The organism is Erwinia rhapontici (assembly GCF_020683125.1).
Taxonomy (GTDB): Bacteria; Pseudomonadota; Gammaproteobacteria; order Enterobacterales; family Enterobacteriaceae; genus Erwinia; species Erwinia rhapontici.
Genome location: NZ_CP085627.1, coordinates 1,055,674 through 1,082,476 on the forward strand (window position 1 = coordinate 1,055,674; position 26,803 = coordinate 1,082,476).

At 54.1% G+C, this 26,803-nt stretch carries 26 protein-coding genes; 15 read left to right on the top strand and 11 right to left on the bottom strand.

Annotation, left to right across the window (positions count from 1 at the left end; translation table 11 throughout):
• The first annotated feature begins 48 nt into the window (after positions 1-48).
• Both brnQ and proY read left to right on the top strand, forming a co-directional pair.
• Positions 49-1,371 carry a branched-chain amino acid transporter carrier protein BrnQ gene (gene brnQ, locus LJN55_RS04935; protein ID WP_133846282.1) on the top strand — a complete coding sequence of 441 codons (1,323 nt, stop codon included), beginning with the start codon at positions 49-51 and terminating at the stop codon, positions 1,369-1,371.
• Positions 1,372-1,426: 55 nt separating this feature from the next.
• Positions 1,427-2,779: a proline-specific permease ProY gene (proY, locus tag LJN55_RS04940; RefSeq protein ID WP_133846283.1), complete on the top strand. Its 1,353-nt coding sequence runs from the start codon at positions 1,427-1,429 to the stop codon at positions 2,777-2,779.
• A 66-nt stretch (positions 2,780-2,845) separates the two neighbouring features.
• On the opposite strand, the gene LJN55_RS04945 is transcribed toward proY, so the two are convergent.
• Positions 2,846-4,243 carry an MFS transporter gene (locus LJN55_RS04945; RefSeq protein WP_227535786.1) on the bottom strand — a complete coding sequence of 466 codons (1,398 nt, stop codon included), beginning with the start codon at positions 4,241-4,243 and terminating at the stop codon, positions 2,846-2,848.
• Positions 4,244-4,423: 180 nt separating this feature from the next.
• Between LJN55_RS04945 and LJN55_RS04950 the strand changes: the two genes are divergently transcribed.
• Complete coding sequence (locus LJN55_RS04950; protein WP_227536346.1) at positions 4,424-5,020, top strand: helix-turn-helix transcriptional regulator; 597 nt, start codon at positions 4,424-4,426, stop codon at positions 5,018-5,020.
• A gap of 133 nt (positions 5,021-5,153) precedes the next feature.
• Here the strand turns inward: LJN55_RS04950 and LJN55_RS04955 are convergent, their stop codons facing one another.
• The 5 genes from LJN55_RS04955 to LJN55_RS04975 all read right to left on the bottom strand — a co-directional run bounded on the left by LJN55_RS04955 (position 5,154) and on the right by LJN55_RS04975 (position 10,423).
• Positions 5,154-6,434: a histidine-type phosphatase gene (locus tag LJN55_RS04955; protein ID WP_227535787.1), complete on the bottom strand. Its 1,281-nt coding sequence runs from the start codon at positions 6,432-6,434 to the stop codon at positions 5,154-5,156.
• A 128-nt stretch (positions 6,435-6,562) separates the two neighbouring features.
• Positions 6,563-7,546 (bottom strand): LacI family DNA-binding transcriptional regulator, encoded by a 984-nt coding sequence (locus tag LJN55_RS04960; RefSeq protein ID WP_133846287.1) that lies wholly within the window; start codon positions 7,544-7,546, stop codon positions 6,563-6,565.
• 63 nt (positions 7,547-7,609) lie between these two features.
• Positions 7,610-8,908, bottom strand: a complete 1,299-nt coding sequence (locus tag LJN55_RS04965) for a histidine-type phosphatase (RefSeq protein ID WP_407647795.1) — start codon at positions 8,906-8,908, stop codon at positions 7,610-7,612.
• Between the two features lie 134 nt (positions 8,909-9,042).
• Positions 9,043-9,645: a peroxiredoxin C gene (locus tag LJN55_RS04970; protein ID WP_133846288.1), complete on the bottom strand. Its 603-nt coding sequence runs from the start codon at positions 9,643-9,645 to the stop codon at positions 9,043-9,045.
• A 196-nt stretch (positions 9,646-9,841) separates the two neighbouring features.
• Complete coding sequence (locus tag LJN55_RS04975) at positions 9,842-10,423, bottom strand: ACP phosphodiesterase (RefSeq protein ID WP_133846289.1); 582 nt, start codon at positions 10,421-10,423, stop codon at positions 9,842-9,844.
• 103 nt (positions 10,424-10,526) lie between these two features.
• On the opposite strand from LJN55_RS04975, the gene queA reads away from it, so the two are divergent.
• The 5 genes from queA to secF all read left to right on the top strand — a co-directional run bounded on the left by queA (position 10,527) and on the right by secF (position 16,002).
• A complete protein-coding gene (queA, locus tag LJN55_RS04980) occupies positions 10,527-11,597 on the top strand; it encodes a tRNA preQ1(34) S-adenosylmethionine ribosyltransferase-isomerase QueA (RefSeq protein ID WP_159337695.1) in 1,071 nt (356 codons plus the stop codon).
• A 74-nt stretch (positions 11,598-11,671) separates the two neighbouring features.
• Positions 11,672-12,802, top strand: coding sequence for a tRNA guanosine(34) transglycosylase Tgt (gene tgt / locus LJN55_RS04985; RefSeq protein ID WP_227535789.1), 1,131 nt, complete (start codon positions 11,672-11,674; stop codon positions 12,800-12,802).
• Between the two features lie 17 nt (positions 12,803-12,819).
• Positions 12,820-13,149, top strand: a complete 330-nt coding sequence (gene yajC / locus LJN55_RS04990; protein WP_062747803.1) for a preprotein translocase subunit YajC — start codon at positions 12,820-12,822, stop codon at positions 13,147-13,149.
• A gap of 26 nt (positions 13,150-13,175) precedes the next feature.
• Positions 13,176-15,023, top strand: coding sequence for a protein translocase subunit SecD (secD, locus tag LJN55_RS04995; protein WP_133846291.1), 1,848 nt, complete (start codon positions 13,176-13,178; stop codon positions 15,021-15,023).
• A 67-nt stretch (positions 15,024-15,090) separates the two neighbouring features.
• Complete coding sequence (gene secF, locus LJN55_RS05000; RefSeq protein WP_234472242.1) at positions 15,091-16,002, top strand: protein translocase subunit SecF; 912 nt, start codon at positions 15,091-15,093, stop codon at positions 16,000-16,002.
• A 70-nt stretch (positions 16,003-16,072) separates the two neighbouring features.
• Here secF and LJN55_RS05005 read toward each other — a convergent pair whose 3' ends face one another.
• Positions 16,073-16,639, bottom strand: coding sequence for a SadB/YajI family lipoprotein (locus tag LJN55_RS05005; RefSeq protein WP_133846293.1), 567 nt, complete (start codon positions 16,637-16,639; stop codon positions 16,073-16,075).
• A 190-nt stretch (positions 16,640-16,829) separates the two neighbouring features.
• Between LJN55_RS05005 and nrdR the strand changes: the two genes are divergently transcribed.
• From nrdR to pgpA, 6 genes are all read left to right on the top strand, one after another.
• A complete protein-coding gene (nrdR, locus tag LJN55_RS05010; RefSeq protein WP_133846294.1) occupies positions 16,830-17,279 on the top strand; it encodes a transcriptional regulator NrdR in 450 nt (149 codons plus the stop codon).
• Between the two features lie 4 nt (positions 17,280-17,283).
• Complete coding sequence (gene ribD, locus LJN55_RS05015) at positions 17,284-18,387, top strand: bifunctional diaminohydroxyphosphoribosylaminopyrimidine deaminase/5-amino-6-(5-phosphoribosylamino)uracil reductase RibD (protein WP_227535790.1); 1,104 nt, start codon at positions 17,284-17,286, stop codon at positions 18,385-18,387.
• A gap of 87 nt (positions 18,388-18,474) precedes the next feature.
• Positions 18,475-18,945, top strand: a complete 471-nt coding sequence (ribH, locus tag LJN55_RS05020) for a 6,7-dimethyl-8-ribityllumazine synthase (protein ID WP_227535791.1) — start codon at positions 18,475-18,477, stop codon at positions 18,943-18,945.
• Positions 18,946-18,961: 16 nt separating this feature from the next.
• Positions 18,962-19,381 carry a transcription antitermination factor NusB gene (gene nusB, locus LJN55_RS05025; RefSeq protein WP_133846297.1) on the top strand — a complete coding sequence of 140 codons (420 nt, stop codon included), beginning with the start codon at positions 18,962-18,964 and terminating at the stop codon, positions 19,379-19,381.
• Positions 19,382-19,431: 50 nt separating this feature from the next.
• Positions 19,432-20,409 carry a thiamine-phosphate kinase gene (thiL, locus tag LJN55_RS05030; protein ID WP_133846298.1) on the top strand — a complete coding sequence of 326 codons (978 nt, stop codon included), beginning with the start codon at positions 19,432-19,434 and terminating at the stop codon, positions 20,407-20,409.
• Entirely contained in the window at positions 20,387-20,893 is a 507-nt protein-coding gene (gene pgpA, locus LJN55_RS05035) for a phosphatidylglycerophosphatase A (RefSeq protein ID WP_166653760.1), read from the top strand. The genes thiL and pgpA overlap by 23 nt, the downstream gene beginning before the upstream one ends.
• A gap of 43 nt (positions 20,894-20,936) precedes the next feature.
• Here pgpA and LJN55_RS05040 read toward each other — a convergent pair whose 3' ends face one another.
• The 4 genes from LJN55_RS05040 to xseB all read right to left on the bottom strand — a co-directional run bounded on the left by LJN55_RS05040 (position 20,937) and on the right by xseB (position 25,024).
• Positions 20,937-21,911 carry an aldo/keto reductase gene (locus LJN55_RS05040; protein WP_159337671.1) on the bottom strand — a complete coding sequence of 325 codons (975 nt, stop codon included), beginning with the start codon at positions 21,909-21,911 and terminating at the stop codon, positions 20,937-20,939.
• Positions 21,912-21,999: 88 nt separating this feature from the next.
• Positions 22,000-23,865 (bottom strand): 1-deoxy-D-xylulose-5-phosphate synthase, encoded by a 1,866-nt coding sequence (dxs, locus tag LJN55_RS05045; protein WP_133846301.1) that lies wholly within the window; start codon positions 23,863-23,865, stop codon positions 22,000-22,002.
• Positions 23,866-23,882: 17 nt separating this feature from the next.
• A complete protein-coding gene (gene ispA, locus LJN55_RS05050; RefSeq protein WP_133846302.1) occupies positions 23,883-24,782 on the bottom strand; it encodes a (2E,6E)-farnesyl diphosphate synthase in 900 nt (299 codons plus the stop codon).
• Positions 24,782-25,024, bottom strand: coding sequence for an exodeoxyribonuclease VII small subunit (xseB, locus tag LJN55_RS05055; RefSeq protein ID WP_133846303.1), 243 nt, complete (start codon positions 25,022-25,024; stop codon positions 24,782-24,784). Before xseB ends, ispA begins: the two co-directional genes overlap by 1 nt.
• 255 nt (positions 25,025-25,279) lie before the next feature.
• Between xseB and thiI the strand changes: the two genes are divergently transcribed.
• Positions 25,280-26,728 carry a tRNA uracil 4-sulfurtransferase ThiI gene (thiI, locus tag LJN55_RS05060; protein WP_133846304.1) on the top strand — a complete coding sequence of 483 codons (1,449 nt, stop codon included), beginning with the start codon at positions 25,280-25,282 and terminating at the stop codon, positions 26,726-26,728.
• Positions 26,729-26,803 lie beyond the last annotated feature (75 nt).

The following is a 26,803-nucleotide window of genomic DNA, read 5'->3' on the forward strand; positions in this document are numbered from 1 at the left end:
AGCCTGACATTACGACTTTTCACACCATCACGGGCAACACAATTTCTTATGACACATCGTTTAACTTCGAAAGATATCCTGGCGCTGGGCTTTATGACATTTGCCCTGTTCGTCGGTGCGGGAAACATCATTTTCCCCCCTATGGTGGGGATTCAGTCTGGCGAACATGTCTGGATGGCCGCTATCGGTTTTCTGATCACGGCTGTGGGTCTGCCGGTGATTACGGTGATTGCGCTGGCGCGCGTGGGTGGTGGCATTGATGCCCTCAGCTCACCGATTGGCAAGGCGGCTGGCATCGTGCTGGCCACCGTCTGCTATCTGGCCGTTGGCCCGCTGTTTGCCACACCGCGTACGGCGACCGTGTCGTTTGAAGTGGGGATTGCCCCACTAACCGGTGATGGTGCGTTGCCGCTGATGATCTACAGCGTCGTCTACTTCGCCCTGGTGATTGGCATTTCCCTCTATCCTGGCAAACTGCTGGATACCGTGGGGCACGTACTGGCACCACTGAAAATTTTCGCACTGGCTGTTCTGGGCCTGGCCGCGCTGCTGTGGCCTGCGGGCGGTCTTGCACCGGCAACGGCTGATTATCAGCGTGCGGCGTTCTCGAGCGGCTTTGTGAACGGTTATCTGACCATGGATACCCTCGGCGCGCTGGTGTTCGGTATTGTTATCGTCAATGCAGCACGCTCACGCGGCATCACAGAAGCGAAGTTACTCACGCGTTACACCGTGATAGCCGGCTTGATTGCGGGTGTGGGTCTGACGTTGGTATATCTGGCACTGTTTAAACTGGGTTCCGACAGTGCATCCATTGTTGACCAGAACGCTAACGGTGCGGCCATTCTGCATGCCTACGTACAGCATACCTTTGGCGGTATGGGCAGCTTCTTCCTGGCGGCGCTGATTTTTGTTGCCTGCATGGTGACCGCTGTCGGCCTGACCTGTGCCTGCGCGGAGTTCTTTGAGCACTACTTGCCTCTTAGCTATCGTCAGCTGGTGTTTATTCTTGGTCTGTTCTCGATGGTGGTGTCTAACCTGGGTCTGAGTCATTTGATTCAAATTTCAATTCCAGTGTTAACTGCGATTTACCCACCTTGCATCGTACTGGTACTGTTGAGCTTCACTTTAAAATGGTGGAAAAAAAGCTCAAGGATTATTGCGCCAACGATGCTGGTTAGCCTGGTTTTCGGCATTGTTGATGCAATCAAAAGTACGAACTTAAAGGCACTTCTGCCAGCAGTAACCCAGAATCTGCCACTGGCAGACCAAGGTTTGGCATGGTTGCCACCTTCACTGGTGATGCTGGTATTGGTAGCCGTGTACGATCGCGTTACAGGCCGCCAGTCGGTTACTGCGCATCAGCAATAGCGTTGTAAAAACTCCCCCTTACCTCCTTGCCGGTAAGGGGCCGACAGGTGTAAATATGACAAGTACAACACTCAAAAAGGGACTGAGTACCCGCCATATCCGGTTTATGGCTCTGGGTTCTGCCATTGGCACCGGACTGTTTTATGGTTCGGCTGACGCCATCAGAATGGCTGGTCCTGGCGTTTTGATTGCCTATATGGTGGGTGGGCTCGCGGCCTATATTATTATGCGCGCCCTGGGTGAAATGTCCGTTAACAACCCACAGGCCAGCTCTTTCTCCCGCTACGCACGTGATTACCTCGGCCCGCTCGCAGGCTATATCACCGGCTGGACCTACTGTTTTGAAATCCTGATTGTTGCCATTGCCGATGTCACCGCTTTCGGCATTTATATGGGCGTGTGGTTCCCGGACGTTCAGCACTGGATTTGGGTATTGAGCGTGGTGCTGATTATCGGCGCGCTTAACCTCGCGACGGTAAAGGTGTTTGGTGAGGTCGAATTCTGGCTGTCACTGTTTAAAGTGGCCACCATTATCGTGATGATCGTGGCCGGTTTTGGCATTATTTTCTGGGGCATTGGCAACGGTGGCCAGGCAACGGGGATCAGTAATCTGTGGACCCACGGCGGTTTTGTCCCCAATGGCTGGATAGGCGTGGTGCTGTCATTGCAGGTAGTGATGTTTGCCTTCGGTGGTATTGAAATTATCGGCATCACAGCCGGTGAAGCGAAAGATCCGCAGGTGTCGATTCCTCTGGCGATTAATACGGTACCGCTGCGTATTCTGGTGTTCTATGTCGGTACGCTGTTTGTGATTATGTCCATTTACCCCTGGAACCAGGTGGGGACGAACGGTAGTCCGTTTGTACTGACTTTCCAGAATTTGGGCATAGCCGCCGCCGCAACAATTCTTAATTTTGTGGTGATTACCGCCTCGCTGTCGGCGATTAACAGCGATGTGTTTGGCGTGGGGCGTATGCTCCACGGTATGGCAGAGCAGGGACATGCGCCGAAAGTGTTTGCTTCCGTATCACGCAGAGGCGTGCCGTGGGTCACGGTGCTGGCGATGATGATGGCGATGCTGGTGGCGGTATACCTCAACTACCTGATGCCAGAGAAAGTGTTCCTGGTGATCGCCTCATTGGCCACGTTTGCTACCGTCTGGGTGTGGATTATGATCCTCTTCTCGCAGATCGGCTTCCGTCGTACGTTGACGCCTGAGCAACAGAAAGCGCTGAAGTTTTCGCTGCCGGGTGGCACGGCCACTGCCGTAGTGGGGATTCTGTTTCTGATGTTTGTGATTGGGCTGATTGGTTATTTCCCGGATACCCGTATTTCACTTTACGTCGGGATGGGGTGGATCCTGTTGCTGCTGGTGAGCTGGCAATGGGTGAAACGTAAGAATCGTTAGACAGCTTGTGAGCGACGTTTGTTAATGCTGGCCAGTAAGATGGCCAGCATTATCTTCTGTCTCTTTTTAAGCTGGTGTTGATCGTCTTGCGCTAAAGATCGCCAACAGCGGAGCAACAGCCAGTACGCTAAACATCACCCATGCTGCATTGCTGGCACCTTCTATTCCACCGGGTATATTCAGCCCTCCCAGATTCGCCAACATCCCGGCCAGTGCGGCGCCCAGCGCAGTGGCAAACAGTTGTACCGTGGAGATTGAGGTCGCTGCGGCATCCTGATCCTCTTCCGGTGTGACATCCAGCACCCGTGCCAGCAGATGGGGCCAGCCCAGCCCGATACCAAAGCCAACCAGCAGTAATCCCAGCGAAATGATGACCACCAGCGTTCGCCCATAGTCGCTTTGTACCGGCAGGGAGAATGACAGTATCGCCATTCCGGCCAGAACCAGTATGGGTCCGATAATGATCGCCAGCGAAACACGCCTGGCGCGCCAGCCGGAGCTCCAGATTTCGGCCAGCGTCCAGCCCGCCGCCATCAGTGCCGCCAGATAGCCGGACATCAGCGGAGTCTGCCCGTGCAGATTTTGTAGAAAGTAGGGCACAAAGGTTTCACTGGTCATGCCGACAACTAGCAGGCCGATAGTCAGATAAAGTGGTAGCAGAGGGGAACTCAGGCGCAGTGCGTTACGTGGCAGCAGGCAGGCATCACTGCGCAACTCCTGGCGGATTAATAGTGCCATCATCAGGACTGCCAGCCCGACACCGATCAGATTGTCAGTGAGTGCTGAGCTGGTGCTGCCAATGCTGATTGCCAGCACCGCAGCGGTAAGCAGCATCAGCTGTACCCACGGCAGGCGAGTGGCGGGCCTGCGCTCCTCGCTATCATCGGGTAAAGCCCGCCAGACGACCCATGCGTAGATGAATGTCACCGGTAGCAGAAAACCAAAAGCCAGCCTCCATGCATCGATATCGGCAAAAATTCCGCCAATAGCCGGACCGACCAGGGTCGCCACTCCCCACATACCCGAAATGAGCGCGAAGGCACGTGTCCAGAGCGAACGTTCAAATACTGAATAAATCATGCTGTAGCCAAGTGCAAACAGGTACCCTCCACCTAGCCCCTGAACGGTGCGTCCCAGCAACATCATCAGCATACTCGGTGCCAGGGCACACAGCAGAGAACCCGCGATAAACAACAGAATAGCAATAGCATAGGTGCCGCGAGACCCGGTCCGGCTCAACGTCCGACTGGTGAGCGCCGAGCCAAGTATGGAGGCCACCACAAACAGCGTAGTATTCCATGCGTAAAGATGTAGCCCGCCAATCTCTTTGACGACCGAAGGTAGCACGGTGGTCGCGATGTAAATATTAATGGCATGCAGCGCCACTCCTCCTGACAGCGCAATCGAGCGTGCGGCATTCTTTCCGGAGAGAAGATCTCCCCAGTTTCCTTCATGTGATGACATAATGGCTCCTTTAAATCCTGCAGTGAGTCACCCTGGGGTTGTCGGCCGCACAGCCCTGAGGTAAAATAATAAAACAAGTAAATGCTTTGAATATTAAGGGGGGGAAAGAAAAACTTGTCAATAAATCACTTGCCTGCCACGTCTGAAGAGCACTTATCGTCATCACAGCGTCTGTTGTACATGCTGAAAACGCGTGGGCCTCAGCAGTCTTCCGGGGCGGGAAAGGCGCTGGGAATGACAGCAGAAGCCGCGCGCCAACAGTTCACCAAACTGGCAACAGAGGGACTGGTGACCGCTGTTTCCCGGTCACAAGGTGTTGGGCGGCCTTCGCAGTTTTGGCAGCTTACCGCAGAAGGGGAAAAGCAATTTCCTGATACACACCCTGAACTGACCGTACAACTGCTGGAAGTGGTTCGCGATTCTTTTGGTGAACAGGCCATTGAGATATTGATTGCGAAACGTGAGCAGAAATCCCGGGAGCTTTACTGGCAGGAGCTTGGTCATCTGAAAGGTTTAACCGCACGGGTTGCACGACTGGCAGAGATACGCTCCGCTGAAGGCTATATGGCGGAATACGAAACAATGGATGATGGCAGCCTGCTGCTGATTGAAAACCACTGTCCCATCTGCGCTGCCGCGGCGACCTGTCAGGGCTTTTGTCGTGCAGAACAGGCCATTTTCACTGAGGTGCTGGAGGCCGAGGTGGTCCGCGTGGAACATATTCTCAGCCAGTCACGGCGCTGTGCTTATCGTGTGAAACCGTATCAGGATGAATAATTCCCTGGCTTTTCCAGTCAACCGGAATAAATAAAAAGTTAACGTATTTATTCCGGTGTCAGGAGTCAGGCTGGTGTAATCGGGAACGCTGAACGCAACGATCTACGTTCACTCTGATGATTGTCGCTATCTCTTACTGTTCGTAGCTGACCGGTGCCAGCACCTCGTGATCGATATTTTTCCTGATACGGTTTAGCGTTGATTCATAAGGGCAAAGCGTACCGACCTTGGTGATTTTACAGCCGTCGAATCCCAGCTCGCTGATCAGCGGTGGCTGAGTGGCGTTGAGCGGTGTCAGATAACGAATTTGATCGAGTGTCTGCGCCTGGAAATAGAGACGGATATAACGTTTTCCGGTCTGCGTCTCGCGCCAGCGTTCAAACACCAGACTGCCCGCCGGAGGAATGTTGCCTCGCGGATAACTGGCCTGCTGCCAGCTAAAGTTCAGCATGGTACGCAGCCAGGAAATGTTGGTGTCGTGCGCGACATACAGCAGCCATCGCACGTCGGGCGGCCCCCCTTTTACCGGTTGGGTTGCCAGCGCTTTGGCGATTTGATCCATTAATATCGATCCGCCACGCTGCGCGATATAAGGCACATCGTTGATATAATCATATTTTGTGGTTAGCAGCGGCATCAGTTTTGCCACGTCAGCGGCGGAGTGAACGTGGCCAAAAGCCACGTTGGCAGAAGGTTGATTTTCGCTCCATGCCAGGCGGAAAGTCTCTGCCATATTCGCCAGCGTCGCGAGTCCCTCGACCTCAAAACGCCCGTCCTTGCTACGCTTGATACTCCATGGGTGATCGAAGATAGGGCAGGGATGGTCCGCCTGACAGACGGTTGCTTTCAAACGGGCGATCTCCGGGGCTGCACGCTGCTCTGCCTGCTGAACGCTCCCGCCCATTGCCTTTTCAATTCCCGCCCGGGCTTGTGCTTCGTCCAGTGGTGCCAGCCCCATCTTATCGCTCTGGAACAAGGGATCGCTGTCACCGCTGACGCTGTGCACCTTCACATCACACCCCGGGAATGCACCATCGGTTAATGCTTTCGCCGTCGCTTTTGTGCGCTGTAGCGGGCTTGCCCAGACATACAGTGTCTTGCTGTCAGGGCATCCCGACGTCAGCAACCCGGCCTGACGCCAGCCGTTTGCCTCATACCCGCCTTTCAATACCGCAGCGGCATAACCGTGCCCGGTCAGTTCGCCATCGGCGGTCAGCCACTGTGGCCAGGAGCGATCTGTCCCTGCCTCCATTGCTTTGGTGTTATCCGGCGTGGGCGGGCGGACCCCATGGCGACTGATCTCCACGACTTTTTCCAGGTGAAATGTTTCTGCCTGCACTATCTGGCTACTGAATACCGGCACCATGGCCAGGGCAAACACCAGGCGTGGCAATACCGTCTGTATCGTTAACATAATGATCCTCTATGCACACGTGTGCAATTGCAAGTGTAAAAAAGGCGTGTTACAACGTTGTGACAGAATAATGACCAGAATGAAAAAATGATTCCGTGATCGTTATAACATAAAACAAATTGTCCAAATCAGGCGGAATGACGGCGGATAAGTGTGACAGGAACAGATTTTTGCTGCGAAGGCTGGGTGAAGTTTTTCAGCCTTTCCAGTAGAGAATGAACGGCAAGTTGCGCCAGTTTGTCGGTATCTTGCTGGATCGTCGTCAGTTGATACGCAGCGAATGCGGCCTGTGGGATGTCATCAAATCCTGCGACTTTAATCGCAGAGAAAGCAGGATGCTGGTGCAAATAATCCAGGGTGCCCATCGCCAGCATATCGGTGGCACAAAAGATCGCCTGTAAATTGGGATAATCAGCAAGCAGTTTAGCTGCGGCGTCCCAACCCGCCTGATAACCGCCTCGTGGGCAGAAAAGGGCAATGGCCTGCGGCGCCTGTTCACGAAAGGCCTGCCAGCGTTGGTCAGTGCTGAAGTTTTCCGCCTCTTCCCCGATAAAGGCCAGCCGTTGCAGGCCCTGTTCCCTGAACAGGGCGGCTACCAGCTTTGCACCCTGCGCATTATCACTGCAAATGCGATCGGCACCGGGCAGGTCGGCGTGACGATTGATTAACATCACGGGGATCTTTTTTGCCAGATACTCTTCGGCCAGCGACAGTGGAGGCGCGCCGGAGGTGATGATTACTCCCGTCACATGGTAGCTGAGCAGCTGGCGAAGTGAGGGTTCTAACTGTTGGGGATCGTCGGCATTCATCAGCAGAGGAATAAACCCCTGTAACGCCAGATGATGTACCAGCGGGGCCAGCAGTTTACTGCGAAAAGGATTATCGAAGCCGGCGGTGATGATCCCGACAAAATTACTGTTACCGGTGATCATGGTGCGCGCAATGATATTCACCTGGTAGCCCAGCTCACTGGCGGCGGCCATCACCTTCTGGCGCGTCGGTTCAGAAACGGAAGCGCCAGGGGTGAAGGTACGCGAGACGGCAGAACGTGATACACCGGCAAGGCGTGCAACATCGGCCGCAGTAACCCAACTTTTGTTTTCAGACGCCATCGGCACTCCCTCTGTATGTGCCGCTGAGTATTACCGCAATACTGCGGAAAGTCATGGCGTTTCTCAGTGTGATGCGGGTTGATTCGGATAGCTTACCGGGCGAATCAGTGACCGGTCTATATTCTGGTTAAGGTGTTGCAGTACGCTGTCGTAAGGGCACAGAGTACCTGCTTCGGTTTTCTCACAGCCGGCAAATTTTAACTCGGTGATCAGTAGCGGGTGGTGGCTGTCGATGGGTGTCAGTTGACGAATCTGATCAAGACTCTGCCCCTGGAACAGAATGCGGATAAAAAGTTTCCCGCTTTGTGTCTCTTTCCAGCGTTCAAATACCAGGCTTCCTGCTGGCTGGACAGTGCCACGAGGATAGTCACCCTGTTGCCAGCTGAAATCCAGCAACGTACGCAGATAAGCGATATTGACGTCATGAGCGACGTACAGCAGCCAGCGAGCCTCCGGCGGCGCATCCTGTTGCGGCGTCACGCCCTGTTGCAATGCTTTGGCAATCTGCTCCATCAATAAGGAACCGCCACGCCGGGCGACGTAGGGTTGATCGTTGGTGGCATCGTATTTCGGTGTCAGTAATGCCATGAGCTTGCCGATCTGTGCGGCACTGTCGGCGTGACCAAACGCCACCTGACTCAGCGGTTTATTATCGCTCCACTCCAGACGAAGGGTTTCTGCCATAGCCGCCAGGGTATCCAGACCGGTGATCATAATACGGCCATCGGAGGCGAATTTTATTTCCCACATTTTATCAAAGATTGGGCAGGGCTTATCTGGCTGGCAGACGGCCTTTTTCAGCAGGGAGATCTCTGGTTGCAGCCGTTTTTGTGCATCGGCTGGCGTGCCGCCCAGGGCGGTCAGTGCCCCCTGACGCTGTTGCTCCTGGTCGAGGGTGGCATATCCCGGACCCTGGTTTTGAAACAGCGGATCGTTTTTTTCCGGGGAGTGATGAATAGTGATGCCACAGCCGGGGAAGGCCCCGTCAGTCAGCGCTTCAGCAGTGGCACGGGTACGCTGTAACGGACTGGCCCAGACAAAAATATCTTTCTCTGTCGGGCAGCCTGCGCCAAGCAGGCCAAGCTGACGATACTGGTTTCCCTCATATTGGCCTTTAAGCCATGCCGCGCTGTAGCCGTGACCAGTGAGCTGACCGTCGGCGGTTAACCAGCTTATCCAGGGGCGATCACTGCCGGTCTCCATCTCTTTACGGTTATCCGCCGTTGGCGGGCGAACGCCGTGGCGGCTGATTTCCACCACTTTTTCCAGCACATAGTGAGGCGCGGCCTGGGCCATCAGGCTCAGTGAACTGAACAGGGTGGCGAGGGAAAAACGCAGAGCACTCTTTTTCATCGGGATCATCCTTGTGATGGGGGACAGGTCAGTGGGCATCATGACAAAATTTCGTCTAAAGGTGTGACGAAAGATGGGGGGCGGGAAATTGAGGTGAAAAAAAAGCCCGCCGAAGCGAGCTTTCCTGGAAAACGCACAAGCAATTACAGCTTAGAGGCGTTCTCAGTCAGGTACTTAGCAACACCTTCTGGAGATGCGCCCATACCTTCTTTTCCTTTTTCCCACTGAGCCGGGCACACTTCGCCGTGCTCTTCGTGGAATTGCAGCGCGTCAACCATGCGCAGCATTTCGTCAACGTTACGGCCCAGTGGCAGATCGTTAACCACCTGGTGGCGAACCACACCGGCTTTGTCGATCAGGAAAGAACCACGCAGAGCCACGCCTGCATCCGGGTGCTCGATGCCGTAGGCTTTCTGAATTTCACGTTTGATATCAGCAACCATTGCGTACTGAACTTCGCCGATGCCGCCTTTATCAACCGGAGTTTTACGCCATGCGTTGTGCACGAACTCTGAATCGAAGGAAACACCAACCACTTCCACGCCGCGTTTCTGGAATTCTGCATAGCGCTTGTCGAAAGCGATCAGCTCAGAAGGGCATACGAAGGTGAAGTCCATTGGCCAAAAGAACACAACGGTGGCTTTACCAGCGGTGTGTTTTTTAAAGTTGAAGTTTTCTACGATCTCACCGTTGCCCAGTACGGCTGCGGCGGTAAAATCAGGGGCTGGACGAGTTACCAGGACCATGTTCACTCCTGTAAAAGTAAGTTGAAATAAGGTGACAATACGCGGGCAGTATACGGGGCGTGCCCCATCAGGGACCAGCGTGCTGTACCGATTATTAAGATAGGCTATACCTATCAAAATCGTAGTAATTATCAAGCAGTTTCATACAATAACCTTTTTTAAAAAAAGGGCAAGGTGTAAAACTGGGCAAGATGTTTCACAACTTCCGCTGAACAGCTTGCGCCATCATACGCGGGTAAAGCTGCCAGAATAACACTTCAAGCTGTTGATAGTTATCAACGAAATCTTGATAACTGTCTTCCAGTGCTGCCAGTTTAGGACGGCGGCTTGCCATCCCGCGCAGCACCTCTTGCAGAAAAGGAGCATCGGCATAACGCTCCATCCAGCGTCCGGTCCATAAGTAGTGATTAAGATTCTGGAATCGCTCCGGGGTTGTCCCAAGTTGCGGTTCGATCACACTTTTCACCTGTGACAAAAAAGCTGGCAAAGAAATTTCCGGCACCAGCTTATCCCAGTGAGATGACAGAAAATGATCCCAGATGACGTCAAGCGTAATCGGTGCCACCCGGCGAGTATTGCTGCGAAAAAGCTGGCGGGCGCTGCGCACTTCCGGCAAGGAATCGGTCAGTGCATCAATCCGGCGGTGAAGTGCAATACCGTCAGCGATAGCTTCAGGCCATTGCTGATGCGGGTTGCCGCGCACATAGTCTGCCATCATATTGCCCAGCAGCGAGCTGTTGGCAAGAGTGGCCATATGGAGGTGAGCAAGATAGTTCATGGCGCGATTCTAGCGTAGTTTCTGTCGATATTAAGCAGATTGTTTAGCTATGAGCAGTTTTCAGCTAGAATGTGCGCCCTGATTTCCCAGACTGTGAATGACCATGCGCGTTGCCGATTTTACTTTTGAGTTGCCCGAATCTTTGATTGCCCACTATCCGCAAGCCCAGCGCAGCGGGTGCCGCCTGCTATCGCTGAATGGCCCGGATGGCGAACTGACGCATGGGGTATTCACCGATTTGCTGGATAAGCTCAATCCCGGCGATCTTCTGGTGTTTAATAATACCCGGGTGATCCCGGCACGTATTTTTGGCCGTAAGGCCAGCGGTGGAAAAATCGAGGTGCTGATTGAGCGCATGCTCGATGATAAACGCGTGCTGGCACATGTACGTTCCTCGAAAGCCCCTAAGCCAGGCACTGAATTGCTGCTGGGTGATGATGAAAATGTGCAGGCCACCATGGTGGCACGTCATGATGCGTTGTTTGAAATTGAGTTTCATGATGAGCGGCCGGTTCTCGATATTCTGAACGCCATTGGCCATATGCCGCTGCCGCCGTATATTGATCGCCCGGATGAAGACGCCGACCGCGAACTTTATCAGACGGTGTACAGCCAGAAACCAGGGGCGGTAGCTGCCCCAACAGCGGGCCTGCATTTTGATGAGCCTTTGCTGGCTGCGCTGCGTGAGAAAGGTATTGAGACAGCGTTTGTCACCTTGCATGTTGGCGCGGGGACCTTCCAGCCGGTGCGCGTTGACACCATCGAAGATCATATTATGCACGCGGAATACGCCGAAGTGCCGCAGGATGTGGTGGATGCAGTGCTCGCCTGTAAAGCACGCGGCAACCGGGTGATCGCGGTCGGCACCACCTCGGTGCGTTCGCTGGAAAGCGCCGCGCAGGCGGCGCAGGATGCGCTGATTGCCCCGTTCTTCGGCGATACGAAAATCTTTATCTACCCTGGATATCACTATCAAGTCATTGATGTGCTGGTGACCAATTTCCACCTGCCAGAATCGACGCTGATTATGCTGGTGTCGGCGTTTGCCGGATATCAACACACGATGCAGGCTTACCAGCAGGCCGTGGCTGAAAAATATCGTTTCTTCAGTTATGGTGATGCGATGTTTATTACCCGTAATCCTGAGGCGTACGCCGAGATCCCGGGCCAGTAATTTTCCCGCAGGGGGCAGGCATGCCTGACCCTCTTTTAACCATTACATCAGACTGTTTCTCTGGTGGAGGCAATGTGAAATTTGAATTAGACACTACTGATGGTCGCGCACGCCGTGGCCGTCTGGTTTTTGAGCGCGGCGTGGTAGAAACCCCGGCATTTATGCCAGTGGGGACCTACGGCACGGTAAAAGGCATGACCCCGGAAGAAGTGATCGATACCGGTGCACAGATCATCCTCGGCAATACCTTCCATTTATGGTTGCGTCCGGGCCAGGAGATCATGAAATTGCACGGCGATCTGCATGACTTTATGCAGTGGAAAGGCCCGATCTTGACGGACTCCGGCGGTTTCCAGGTGTTCAGCCTGGGTGACATCCGTAAGATCACCGAGAAGGGCGTCCATTTCCGTAACCCAATCAACGGTGATGCGATCTTCCTCGATCCCGAAAAATCAATGGAGATTCAGTACGATCTCGGTTCTGATATCGTGATGATCTTTGATGAATGTACACCGTATCCGGCTGACTGGGATTACGCGAAGCGTTCAATGGAGATGTCTCTACGCTGGGCACAACGTAGCCGCGATCGCTTTGATTCTCTGGGAAATAAGAACGCATTGTTCGGTATTATCCAGGGCGGGGTTTACGAAGATTTACGTGATGTCTCCGTTAAAGGACTGGTAGATATTGGCTTTGATGGGTACGCTGTGGGCGGCCTGGCGGTCGGTGAACCGAAAGAAGATATGCATCGTATTCTGGAGCATGTTTGCCCGCAGTTACCTGAGGATAAACCGCGCTACCTGATGGGCGTCGGTAAGCCGCAGGATCTGGTGGAAGGCGTGCGCCGTGGTATTGATATGTTTGACTGTGTGATGCCCACCCGCAACGCACGTAACGGACATCTTTTCGTGACCGACGGCGTGGTAAAAATCCGCAATGCGAAGTATAAAGATGACACGTCTCCGCTCGATGCTGAATGCGACTGCTACACGTGCCGCAACTACAGCCGTGCTTACCTGTATCATCTTGATCGCTGTAACGAAATTTTGGGTGCGCGTCTGAACACCATCCACAATCTGCGTTACTATCAGCGCCTGATGGCTGGTTTACGCCAGGCAATCGAAGGGGGTAAATTAGCGCTCTTCGTGACCGAATTCTACCAACGGACAGGATTGGCGGTTCCGCCTTTACCGTCTGATAATTAAACAATGAGGGAAATTTAATGAGCTTTTTCACTTCTGATGCCGTAGCAGCCGCAGCACCATCTCAGGGAAGTCCTTACTCTCTGGTGATTATGTTGGTTGTGTTTGGTCTGATTTTCTACTTTATGATCCTGCGCCCTCAGCAGAAACGTGCGAAAGAGCACAAGAAACTGATGGACTCAATTTCTAAAGGTGATGAAGTGCTGACCACCGGTGGCCTGGTGGGCCGTGTGACAAAAGTTGCTGAAACCGGCTATGTTGCTATCGCACTGAACGAAACCACTGAAGTTGTGGTCAAACGTGACTTCGTCGCTGCCGTTCTGCCGAAAGGTACAATGAAAGCGCTTTAATTTTCGATTTCCCTAAGGGAACTGCCGTGTTAAACCGTTATCCTTTGTGGAAGTACATCATGCTGATCGTCGTGTTACTCGTCGGTCTGCTGTATGCACTTCCTAACCTGTATGGTGAGGATCCGGCCGTTCAGATCACTGGTGCGCGCGGAAGCGCCGCCAGTGAGCAAACGCTGGTTCAGATCCAGACCGCATTAAAACAAGATAATATCCAGAGCAAATCACTCGCGCTGGAAAATGGCGCTATTATGGCGCGTTTCGCCAACACGGACGTGCAGATGCGCGCGCGTGAAGCGATTACTAAAACGCTGGGCGATAACTACGTCGTGGCGCTTAACCTCGCTCCCGCAACACCGTCCTGGTTAGCCATGCTCAATGCGGAACCGATGAAACTCGGTCTCGATCTGCGCGGTGGCGTTCACTTCCTGATGGAAGTCGATATGGATACTGCTCTGAGTAAACTCCAGGAACAGAACATCGATAACCTGCGAAGTGACCTTCGTGATAAAAGCATCCCTTACGTTAACGTTCGCAAAATCAATAATTACGGTCTGGAAATTCGTTTCCGTGATGCCGCAGCACGTGATCAAGCTGTCAGCTATCTGGCAGGCCGTCACCGCGATATGGTCATCAACAGCAGTGGCAGCAATGCCCTGTCGGCTGTCATGTCTGATGAGCGACTGCGTGAAGCCCGTGAATACGCGGTACAGCAGAACATTAATATTCTGCGTAACCGTGTGAATCAGCTGGGTGTTGCAGAACCACTGGTACAGCGTCAGGGTTCTGACCGTATCGTCGTGGAATTGCCGGGTATTCAGGATACTGCACGCGCGAAAGAGATCCTCGGCGCAACCGCAACGCTGGAATTCCGTCTGGTGAATACCTCTGTGGATGCCACTGCCGCTGCGAACGGCCGCGTTCCGGGCGACTCTGAAGTGAAAGACACCCGTGATGGCCAGCCTGTTGTGCTGTACAAGCGTGTGATCCTCACCGGCGACCACATCACCGACTCCACCTCAAGCACCGATGAATACAATCAGCCTCAGGTTAATATCTCCCTGGACAGCGCTGGCGGTAACATCATGTCCAACTTCACCAAGGACAGCGTCGGTAAAGCGATGGCAACCCTGTTTGTTGAGTACAAAGACAGCGGGAAGAAAGACGCCAACGGTCGCTCAATCCTTGAGAAGCAGGAAGAAGTGATTAACGTGGCGAATATCCAGTCTCGTCTGGGTAACAGCTTCCGTATCACCGGCATCAATAACCCGAACGAAGCGCGCCAGCTGTCTCTGCTGCTGCGTGCCGGGGCGCTGATTGCACCGATCCAGATTGTTGAAGAGCGTACTATTGGCCCGACAATGGGTCAGCAGAATATCACTCAGGGTCTGGAAGCCTGCCTGTGGGGCCTTATCGCTTCCATCATCTTTATGGTGGTGTGGTACAAGAAATTTGGTCTGATTGCGACCAGTGCGCTGCTGGCTAACCTGGTGCTGATTGTCGGTATCATGTCGCTGCTGCCGGGTGCTACGCTGACCATGCCGGGAATTGCCGGTATTGTGCTGACGCTGGCGGTTGCGGTGGATGCTAACGTACTGATTAACGAACGTATCAAGGAAGAGCTGCGCAACGGACGTTCCGTTCAGCAGGCGATCCATGAAGGCTATAAAGGCGCGTTCTCCAGTATCGTTGATGCTAACGTCACGACGCTGATTAAAGTGTTGATCCTGTACGCAGTCGGTACTGGCTCAATCAAAGGCTTTGCGATCACCACGGGAATCGGTATTGCGACCTCGATGTTTACCGCAATTATTGGTACTCGCGCCATTGCCAATCTGTTGTACGGCGGCAAACGCATCAACAAGCTGTCTATCTGAGGAGTGCGTTGTGTCACAGGAACATAGTGTTGAACAATTGAACCACGGCCGTAAAGTCTATGACTTTATGCGCTGGGACACGCTGGCGTTTGCCATTTCGGTACTGCTGCTGATTGCATCCGTTGCCATTATGGGCGTGCGTGGTTTTAACTGGGGTCTGGATTTCACCGGTGGTACGGTGATTGAAATTAACCTCGAGCAACCCGTAGAACTGGATATGCTGCGCACCAGCCTGGAAAAATCAGGTTTTGATGAGCCGCAGGTACAGAACTTTGGCAGCAGCCGTGACGTGATCGTTCGTATGTCACCGCGCGAAGGGAATGCCGGTCAGGAGCTGGGCGCGAAAGTGCTGGCAACGATCAACGAGGCAACCCAGCAGCAGGCAACGGTAAAACGTATTGAGTTCGTCGGCCCAAGCGTGGGTAGCGATCTGGCTCAGGCTGGCGGTATGGCGCTATTATCTGCGCTGATTGCCATCCTGATCTACATTGGTTTCCGTTTTGAGTGGCGTCTGGCACTGGGTACTGTGTTGGCACTGGCCCATGACGTGATCATAACCGCCGGCATTTTGGCGCTGTTCCAGGTTGAAATCGACCTGACGATCATCGCCTCACTGATGTCGGTTATCGGTTACTCGCTGAACGATAAAATCGTGGTCTCGGACCGTATTCGTGAGAACTTCCGCAAGATCCGTCGCGGTTCGTCTTACGATATCACCAACGTCTCCCTGACGCAGACGCTGAGCCGTACCATTATCACCTCGGTAACCACCCTGGCGATGGTCGCGATTCTGTTTGTGTTCGGTGGCGCGTTGCTGAAAGGCTTCTCGTTGACCATGCTGATCGGTATCACTATCGGTACCATCTCGTCGATTTATGTCTCTTCCGCGCTGGCGCTGAAGCTGGGCATGAAACGCGAGCATATGCTGCAGCAGAAAGTGGAAAAAGAGGGCGCAGATCAGCCTTCGATTCTGCCTTAATCCCGGGCGGACCAAAACAGGTGTCCCCCTGGAGGCGATTGGAAGGGCCACGCATTGCGTGGCCCTTTTTTTATGGTGTGCTGGTCGCTGGCGGCTCAGTGCTGAGCACTACATCATGTACCCGCACATATCCCAATTGTTCCGGCGGCAGGTTGCTTAAACGTAATGGCACCGTGGCTTCACTTTTCGCCAGCAGCGCGCGGGTGACCTCAATACGTTGCACCTGACTGTTTACCGTCAGTGGCTTGCTGGTCGTGCTATCCAACTCACCCCATTCGACCTGAGCGGTAAACGCGGGTAGCGGCGCATCGCCTGTGGCGCGTATATGTAGAAGGGCGCGCGTGCCGTTGGCTTCCGCCTGGACATGACTCAATGACAGCTTCAGTTCACCCGCCTGGCTTTTCAGTATCACCCCGGTATTCGCCGCTGGCAGTAACCATGCACCCTGTGCCGACCCGCTGTTAAGATTCCCCTGCTGCTCCAGCGCGGCGGCCTGATTGGTCAGTTGGCGCATTTCCTGGGTCAGTTTCCCGACTTCGTTATGTAACTGATTGAGTTTCGGTTGCGGTGGCGTACTGGCACAGCCCGCCAGCAGTAACAGTGATCCCAGTGACAATTTGAGATAAGCGCTTGTCATTGTTCATTTCCTTCTGATTAACGCGAATGACTTTATCTTAGAGCAAACGGGTCTTGATCGCCTGCAAAGAAATACGGCATTTTGTTGCATAAGCCCCATAAAATCAGGACAGTTTTTCTGACGCACCTTTGGCACATCGCCGGGTTCGCGGTACACTAGCTGACACTATTAAGGATAATCAGGACGCGTCATGTATTGCCCATTCTGTTCTGCCGTGGATACGAAAGTGATCGACTCCCGCCTGGTCGGGGAGGGCACCTCGGTACGCCGTCGTCGTCAGTGTCTGATGTGCCATGAGCGTTTTACCACGTTTGAGGTCGCGGAACTGGTGATGCCGCGCGTAGTGAAAAGCAATGACGTGCGTGAACCTTTCAATGAGGACAAACTGCGCAGCGGTCTGATGAAAGCACTGGAGAAACGCCCGGTGAATTCAGACGCGGTGGAAACAGCCCTCAGCCATATCAAAAGTCAGTTACGCGCTACGGGCGAGCGTGAAGTGGCCAGTAAACTGATCGGTAGTCTGGTGATGGATGAGCTGAAAAAACTGGATAAAGTTGCCTACATCCGCTTTGCTTCGGTCTACCGCAGCTTTGAAGATATCCGCGAATTTGGCGAAGAAATCGCCCGTTTACAGGACTGACGCGATGCGTGATGAAGTGTTTATGTCACGTGCGCTATCCCTTGCGAGCCGTGGCCGTTTTACTACGACCCCCAACCCGAATGTCGGCTGTGTCATCGTGCGCGACGGCGAGATAGTGGGTGAAGGCTATCATTTGCGTGCCGGTGAACCCCACGCGGAAGTGCATGCGCTACGTATGGCGGGTGATAAAGCGCAGGGAGCGACCGCGTACGTCACGCTGGAGCCGTGCAGCCATCACGGGCGCACGCCGCCCTGCTGCGATGCGTTGATCGGCGCCGGTGTGACCCGGGTCGTGGCGGCAATGCAGGATCCGAACCCGGAAGTGGCGGGTCGCGGTCTGTACCGTTTACAGCAGGCAGGAATTGACGTCAGCCACGGTCTGATGATGCAGGAAGCGGAAGCGCTTAATCGTGGTTTCCTGAAGCGTATGCGTACCGGATTCCCCTGGGTACAGCTGAAGCTGGGCGCATCGCTGGATGGCCGCACCGCATTGGCCAGTGGTGAAAGCCAGTGGATCACGTCGCCACAGGCGCGACGCGATGTTCAGCGTCTGCGTGCGCAAAGTTCTGCCATTCTCAGCACCAGCGCAACGGTGCTGGCTGATAATCCGTCGCTGACGGTGCGCTACCACGAGCTGGATAGCGCAACCCAGGCCGATTACCCAGCAGACCTGTTGCGTCAGCCAGTAAGAATTATTGTCGACAGCCAGAATCGCGTCACACCGCAGCATCAACTTATTGCACAATCCGGGGAAACCTGGCTGGCGCGTACCGACTGCGATGAACAGACGTGGCCTGATAACGTCACTCAATTCAGCGTGCCCCGTCATAACGGGCGGCTTGATCTGGTGGCGATGATGATGCTGCTGGGAAGAAAACACATTAATAGCGTTTGGGTGGAAGCCGGAGCGCAGTTTGCAGGTGCATTGTTGCAGGCCGGTGTGGTGGATGAGCTGATTGTGTATCTCGCCCCCAAACTTCTGGGCGATAATGGGCGCGGCCTTTGTCAACTGCCGGGCCTTGAGCATCTTACCGATGCGCCTGCCTTTGCCTTTACTGATGTTCGTCAGGTTGGGCCGGACTTACGCCTGACGCTGACCCCGTTATAGCGGTTTGCGCAAAAACAAGCAGACCGGTAAAGAGTGTGATAGAATCCGCCCCCCTGCGGGGCCAAACAGAACCCTGAAAGGAAGATTATGAACGTTATTGAAGCTGCTGTTGCTACCCCTGATGCGCGCGTTGCTCTGGTTATTGCGCGTTTCAACAACTTTATCAACGACAGCCTGCTGAGCGGTGCAATCGATGCCCTGAAGCGTATTGGTCAGGTCAAAGATGAAAACATCACCGTTGTCTGGGTTCCAGGTGCCTATGAGCTGCCAATGACTGCACGTGCGCTAGCTAACGCTGGCAAACATGATGCGATTGTTGCACTTGGCACCGTAATCCGTGGTGGTACAGCCCATTTCGAATATGTGGCAGGTGAGGCCAGCTCTGGCCTGGCCAGCGTTGCCATGAACAGCGATATCCCGGTTGCTTTTGGCGTACTGACCACCGAAAACATCGAGCAGGCCATTGAACGCGCCGGTACCAAAGCGGGTAATAAAGGTGCTGAAGCAGCCCTGACCGCTCTGGAAATGATTAACGTATTGAAAGGCATCAAAGCCTGATTTTAAGGGGAATTTCGTGAAACCTGCTGCTCGTCGCCGCGCCCGTGAATGTGCTGTTCAGGCACTTTACTCTTGGCAAATCTCCAAAAACGACATCGCTGATGTCGAATACCAGTTTCTGGCGGAACAGGACGTTAAAGACGTCGATATTACTTACTTCCGTGAGCTGGTCGGCGGCGTTGCAACTAACAGTGCATACCTCGACGGCCTGATGCAACCTTACTTGTCACGTCAGCTGGAAGAGCTGGGGCAGGTTGAGAAGGCTATCCTGCGTATCTCTCTGTTTGAGCTCAGCAAGCGTTCAGACGTTCCCTACAAAGTTGCGATTAATGAAGGGATTGAACTGGCTAAAGTGTTCGGCGCTGAAGACAGCCATAAGTTTGTCAACGGCGTGCTGGATAAAGCTGGCCCGTTCATCCGCCCAAACCGCAAATAATTCTCTAAGGCCGCTAATCACGGCCTGTTTTTTTACTCCCGGAATGCATTATGGCCTGTGGCGAATTTGAACTGATCGCGCGTTATTTTGACCGTGTGACCAGTTCCCGTCGTGATGTTGAAAAAGGCATCGGTGACGACTGCGCATTACTCAGCGTACCGGAAAAACAGACGCTGGCTATTAGCACTGACACACTGGTAGAAGGTGTGCATTTTCTGCGTGATATTCATCCCGCCGACCTCGGATACAAAGCGCTTGCCGTAAACCTGAGTGACCTGGCTGCCATGGGCGCCGATCCTGCATGGCTGACGCTGGCTCTGACGTTACCAGACATTAATGAAGACTGGCTGAAAGACTTTAGCGACAGCCTGTTTGAACTGCTCGATTACTACGATATGCAATTGATTGGCGGTGATACCACGCGCGGTCCCCTCAGTATGACGCTGGGCATTCACGGTCTGGTGCCGCAGGGCAGGGCATTGAAACGCAGTGGTGCACGCGTCGGTGACTGGATCTATGTGACCGGTACGCTGGGCGACAGCGCTGCGGGTCTTGAGCTGTTGCAGCATCATGTCAAGATTAACGATCCGGCTGCTCATGAAGTGTTGATCAAACGCCATCTGCGGCCGATGCCGCGCATCCTTCAGGGGCAGGCGCTGCGCGATCTGGCAAGTTCCGCGATCGACCTCTCCGATGGACTGATCTCCGATCTGGGCCATATTCTCAAAGCCAGCGACTGTGGGGCACGTCTGAATCTTGATGCACTACCGCTGTCGACCGTGCTGAAACAGCATTTTGAACCTCAGCAGGCGTTGCACTGGGCGCTGAGCGGCGGCGAAGATTATGAGCTGTGCTTTACCGTTCCTGAGATTAACCGTGGTGCGCTGGACGTGGCGCTGGGCTATCTGGGCGTGCCGTTTACCTGTATCGGACAGATTGCTCCGCAATCGGAAGGGCTAACGCTGTTGCAGGGCGATAAGCCGGTAGAGATGAACCTGAAAGGATTTGACCATTTTGGCTCGCGCTAAAGATGTGGCGAAAAGTCGCCTGAAGATGAGTAATCCGTGGCATCTGCTGGCGACCGGTTTTGGTAGTGGCCTGAGCCCGTGGATGCCGGGAACAGCAGGTTCGCTGGCGGCCATTCCCTTCTGGTATCTGCTCAATTTACTGCCGCAGGATCTCTATTCCCTGGCGCTGTTGCTGGGTATCAGCATTGGCGTCTATCTTTGCCATCGCACGGCGAAGGATATGGGCGTACATGACCATGGCAGCATTGTCTGGGATGAGTTTATCGGGATGTGGATCACGCTGATGGCGATCCCGGTGAACAGCTGGCAGTGGGTACTGGCGGGCTTCCTGGTGTTTCGAGTGCTGGATATCTGGAAACCCTGGCCTATACGCTGGTTTGACCGCAACGTCCACGGCGGCATGGGCATAATGGTCGACGATATTATCGCCGGGGTTATCTCCGCCGGAATTTTGTTTGCCGCCGCGCACTACTGGCTGATGTGAATGTATCGGGTCGGGCATGCCGACCCCTACGAGCCGTTATCTGTTATTCGAATCCCACCACCGGATGCGGCTTATAAACACTTTCCAGTTCAATAATCTCTTCCTGACTTAATTCCACCTCTACCGCTTTCACCAGATCCTCCAGTTGTTCGCTGCGCGATGCGCCAATAATCGGTGCGGTGACCGCGGGTTTGCTCAGCAACCAGGCCAGAGCAACTTGCGCACGACTCACGCCTTTATCTTTGGCAATATTCTCCACGCGCTGGGCGATCTCACCGTCATTTTCCTCGCTCTGGCTGTAGAGCGTCTGACCGTATTCATCGGAGACGGAACGGGCGGTCGTTTCGCCCCACGGGCGTGTCAGGCGGCCACGTGCCAGTGGGCTCCACGGCAGAACAGCAATCTTCTCTTTCAGGCACAGGGGGTGCATTTCCCGCTCTTCCTCTCGCTGGATCAGGTTGTACTGATCCTGCATGCTGACGAAGCGAGTCCAGCCGTGGCGATCGGCGGTACTCAGCGCCGTGGCAAACTGGCTGGCATGCATGGAGGAGGCCCCGATATAACGCGCTTTACCGGCCTTCACCACGTCGTGCAAGGCTTCCAGCGTCTCTTCCAGCGGCGTGTCGTAATCCCAGCGGTGGATTTGCAGCAGGTCGACGTACTCCATGCCCAGGCGTTGCAGACTGTCATCAATGGATTGCAGTATATTGGCACGCGACAGACCACCAGACAGGTTGCTCATTGGGAAATAGACCTTGGTGGCTACCACCACTTCGTCACGGCGGGCAAAATCTCGAAGTGCACGGCCGACGATCTCTTCGCTGCTGCCGTCAGAGTAGCTGTTGGCAGTGTCAAAAAAGTTGATTCCCGCATCCAGGGCCTGCTTAATCAGCGGGCGGCTGCTCTCTTCGGGTAGTGTCCAGGCGTGCTTGCCCCGATCGGGTTCACCATAGGTCATGCAGCCCAGGCAAAGGCGGGAAACGGTCAAATCCGTATTGGCTAACTGTAGGGTTTTCATATTGGCTCCTGCTATTTGTCCTGTGGTAATCATAGCAGGCAAAAAAAAGCTCCCGGTAAAAGGAGCATTTTGTATCACAGGGGGCGAGTTACTGTGCCAGCCAGGCGTCGATTTGCTGACGGATCCCGGCAGCGTCCAACAGGTAATCCGTGCGGACCTCGTCCTGAGTCCCCTGCGGAATAAATTCATCCGGCAGACCAATATTCAGCACCGGCACCAGCGTACGTTTTGCCATCAGTAATTCGTTGACGCCGCTACCAGCACCGCCTTTGATTGCGCCCTCTTCAAGAGTAATCAGTGCGTCATGGCTGGCCGCCAGTTCGAGGATTAACGCGTCATCCAGCGGTTTTACAAAGCGCATATCCACCAGCGTGGCATCCAGGGCTTCCGCCGCTGCCGCCGCTTCTGGCAGTAATGTCCCGAAGTTGAGGATAGCCAGTGAGCTACCCTGACGCAGCTTACGAGCTTTGCCCAGAGGCAGAGCCGCCAGTGGTTCAATGGTTGCTCCCGTGCCGTTACCACGCGGGTAACGTACTGCGCTTGGACCGCTGTTGTGGTGATAGCCGGTGTAAAGCATCTGGCGACATTCGTTCTCGTCGCTTGGGGTCATGATGACCATATTGGGAATGCATCGCAGGAAGGCAATATCAAATGCCCCCTGGTGGGTCTGGCCATCGGCACCGACAATGCCGCCACGGTCGATAGCAAACAGCACGGGCAGCTTCTGGATGGCGACATCATGAATCAGCTGATCGTAGGCTCGCTGCAGGAAGGTGGAATAAATCGCCACCACCGGCTTGTAACCACCAATCGCCAGCCCGGCGGCAAAGGTTACCGCGTGCTGCTCGGCAATCGCCACGTCAAAATACTGCTGTGGATAGTCACGCGAGAAGCTGACCATACCGGAGCCTTCACGCATGGCAGGCGTTACCGCCATCAGTTTGCTGTCTTCAGCGGCGGTTTCACTCAGCCACTGGCCAAAAATTTTCGAATAGCTTGGCAGGCCTTCGGCACTTTTTGGTAGCAGGCCACTGGCCGGGTCGAATTTTGGTACGGCATGCCAGCTGATGGGATCTTTCTCTGCCGGAGCGTAGCCTTTGCCTTTTTTGGTCATCACATGCAGGAACTGCGGGCCTTTCAGGGCACGCATATTACGCAATGTATGCACCAAGGCCAGTACGTCGTGACCATCGACCGGGCCAATATAATTGAAGCCCAGCTCCTCAAATAACGTGCCTGGCACCACCATCCCTTTCAGGTGTTCTTCCGTGCGCTTGACCAGCTCTTTGATGGGCGGCAGACCGCCCAGCACTTTTTTGCCCCCTTCACGCAGGCGTGAATAGGTTTTCCCGGAGAGGATCTGCGCCAGGCGATTGTTTAACGCGCCGACGTTTTCTGAGATCGACATTTCGTTGTCGTTCAGTACCACCAGCAAATCAGCTTTGATATCGCCCGCATGGTTCATGGCTTCGAAAGCCATACCTGCGGTGATGGCACCGTCGCCGATAACACAGGCGGTACGGCGATCTTTACCTTCTTTACCTGCTGCCACCGCCATTCCCAGCCCGGCACTGATCGAGGTGGATGAGTGGCCGACATTGAGAACGTCGAACTCACTTTCATCGCGCCATGGGAACGGGTGCAGGCCATTTTTTTGGCGAATAGTACCGATACGGTCGCGTCGTCCGGTCAGGATCTTATGCGGGTAGGCCTGATGGCCCACATCCCACACCAGATGATCGAACGGCGTGTTATAGACATAGTGCAGTGCCACAGTAAGTTCCACCACGCCAAGACCAGACGCAAAATGACCGCTGGAGCGGCTGACGCTGTCGAGCAGATACTGGCGCAGCTCGTCACAGAGTTTTGGCAGGCTCTCTTTCGGTAGCAAACGTAATTCTTGCACCGTGCTTGCCAGAGCAAGCGTCGGGTATTTTGCAGGTTCAAAACTCATCAGTGACTCATTTGAAGTTATTTATCGCGTTCAATTATAAAGCCTGCCAACGCCCGCAGTGGGGCCGTGTTGTAAGACTGTGCGGCAAGCGTTTCTAATGCGCTGAGGGACTCCTGATAGAGATCCCATGCTTTTGCCCGCGCACTGTCAAGTCCCATCAGTGCCGGGTAGGTGCTCTTACCTAATTGCTGATCGGCTCCCTGCCGTTTGCCGAGTACGGCAGTATCGCCAATAACATCGAGAATATCATCCTGCACCTGGAAGGCGAGGCCGATCGCATTAGCATAGCGATCAAGCGCGGGCAGTGCTGCACGCCCGGGTTCGCCAGCAGCCAGTGCACCCAGGCGAACGGCAGAGCGGATCAGCGCGCCCGTCTTATGGCGATGAATCTGCTCCAACTCATGTAAATTGACCTGCTTGCCTTCGGCGGCGAGATCCAGCGCCTGGCCCCCGCACATGCCTGCCACACCACTGGCCTGAGCCAGCTCCGACAGCATAGCAATACGCGCTTCAGCCGCCACACCGGGCATCGGTGTATCGGCAAGGATAGAAAAGGCCAGAGTCTGTAACGCATCCCCTGCAAGAATGGCTGAATCTTCGCCAAACTTAATATGGCAGGTGGGCTGGCCACGTCGCAGACTGTCATCATCCATTGCTGGCAGGTCGTCGTGGATCAGGGAATACGCGTGAATACATTCAACGGCAGCGGCTGGCGCATCGAGCGCAGCATCGTCAGCATGCAGCATTTCACCCGTGGCATACACCAGGAATGGGCGCAACCGCTTACCCCCCAATAATGCACCATATTCCATGGCATTCACCAGAGGAGTACTCTGAAAGGGAAGTTGCGCAATAAATCGTTGCAGTGCGGCATTCACCCGCTGATAGTGCGCGGTGAGTAACACGTTGAAATCCATCAGTCATTTTCCGGCGTGAAAGGCGTCAGGTCGGCGTTCTTGTCATCGCTCAGTAAAATCTGTACGCGCTGTTCAGCCTGTTGCAGCGTCTGTTGCCCGGTACGGGCCAACTGTACGCCCCGCTCAAATTCATTCAGCGCATCTTCCAGCGGCAGGTTACCGCTTTCGAGGCGGGTGACGATCTGCTCAAGCTGTTGCAGTGAGGTTTCGAAACTGACGGGCTGTTCGGCTTTTTTCGGCATTTTGGGTCCTGACTTATCATTTTCATCAGTGAGCGCTCATGGTAGCTGACTCTAAATGATTAGCAAAATATCCCTGCATTTTTCGTGTTGCCGGGAAGGGGAATCAGGGCCGCAGATGAAGAAGCAGCCACTGTACAAAGATGATATACTACTGCGCCTGGATGCAAAGGGCGTAAGCCAATTTGCAAGACTCTGATTTTATCAGTTAAGTGCCCTCCTTTTCAGCACTTAATTACCTGACGAATACATGCCGCCATGAAGTTTATCATTAAGTTATTCCCTGAAATTACGATCAAAAGTCAGTCTGTACGCCTGCGCTTTATCAAAATCCTCACCGGTAACATCCGCAACGTTCTCAAACATTACGATGAAACCCTCGCCGTGGTTCGCCACTGGGACAACATCGAAGTCCGTGCCAAAGATGAAAACCAGCGAGCGGCGATTGTCGCTGAACTGACGCGCATCCCCGGCATTCATCATGTGCTGGCGGTGGAAGACCGTTCATACACCGATGTGCATCATATTTTTGAGCAGGTTCTGGAAATGAACCGCGAGCGCATTGAAGGCAAGACATTCAGCGTGCGTGTGAAACGCCGTGGAAAGCATGAGTTCAGCTCGCAAGATGTGGAACGCTACGTCGGCGGTGGTCTGAATCAGCATGTCGCAACGGCTCAGGTCCAGCTTAACCGGCCTGAAGTGACCGTGAATCTGGAAATTGAAGACGATCGCCTGATTCTGGTGACTGCTCGCTATGAAGGGATCGGTGGTTATCCAATCGGCACCCAGGAAGATGTGTTATCGCTGATTTCCGGTGGTTTTGACTCCGGCGTGTCCAGCTATATGCTGATGCGCCGTGGGTGTCGCGTGCATTATTGCTTCTTTAACCTCGGTGGCGCTGCCCATGAAATTGGTGTTCGCCAGGTGGCGCACTACCTGTGGAAGCGTTACGGCAGCTCGCACCGCGTGCGTTTTGTCGCGATTAACTTCGAGCCGGTGGTAGGCGAGATCCTCGAAAAAGTCGATGATGGTCAGATGGGCGTGGTGCTGAAACGTATGATGGTTCGTGCGGCATCGAAAGTCGCAGAGCGCTACGGTGTTCAGGCGCTGGTAACGGGTGAGGCCTTAGGTCAGGTATCCAGTCAGACGCTGACCAACCTGCGTTTGATCGATAACGCCAGCGATACGCTGATCCTGCGTCCGCTGATCTCACATGACAAAGAACACATCATCAAGATTGCTCGTGAAATCGGAACGGAAGATTTCGCCCGGACGATGCCGGAATATTGCGGTGTGATCTCTAAAAGCCCGACAGTGAAAGCCGTTAAAGCGAAGATCGAAGCTGAAGAGCAGAATTTTGACTTCAGTATTTTGGATCGTATGGTGGATGAAGCGACCAACGTCGATATTCGCCAGATCGCGGAGAAGACAGAAGAAGAAGTGGTAGAAGTCGAAACTGTGGCTTCTTTCTCTGACAACGATGTGATTCTGGATATCCGCTCTAACGATGAGCAGGATGCACGACCGCTGGCGCTGGATGGCGTGGAAGTGAAACCGTTGCCGTTCTATAAACTGGGGACGCAGTTTGGCGACCTCGATCAGAGTAAAACCTGGTTGCTGTACTGTGAACGTGGCGTGATGAGCCGCTTGCAGGCACTCTACCTGCATGAGCAGGGCTTTAAAAACGTTAAAGTGTATCGTCCTTAAGTTTGTTCCATCCTGGCTTACTTGCCATTTCGCGTCCGGGCAGTGCTCGCCATCCTCACGTACTGATGTACGCTG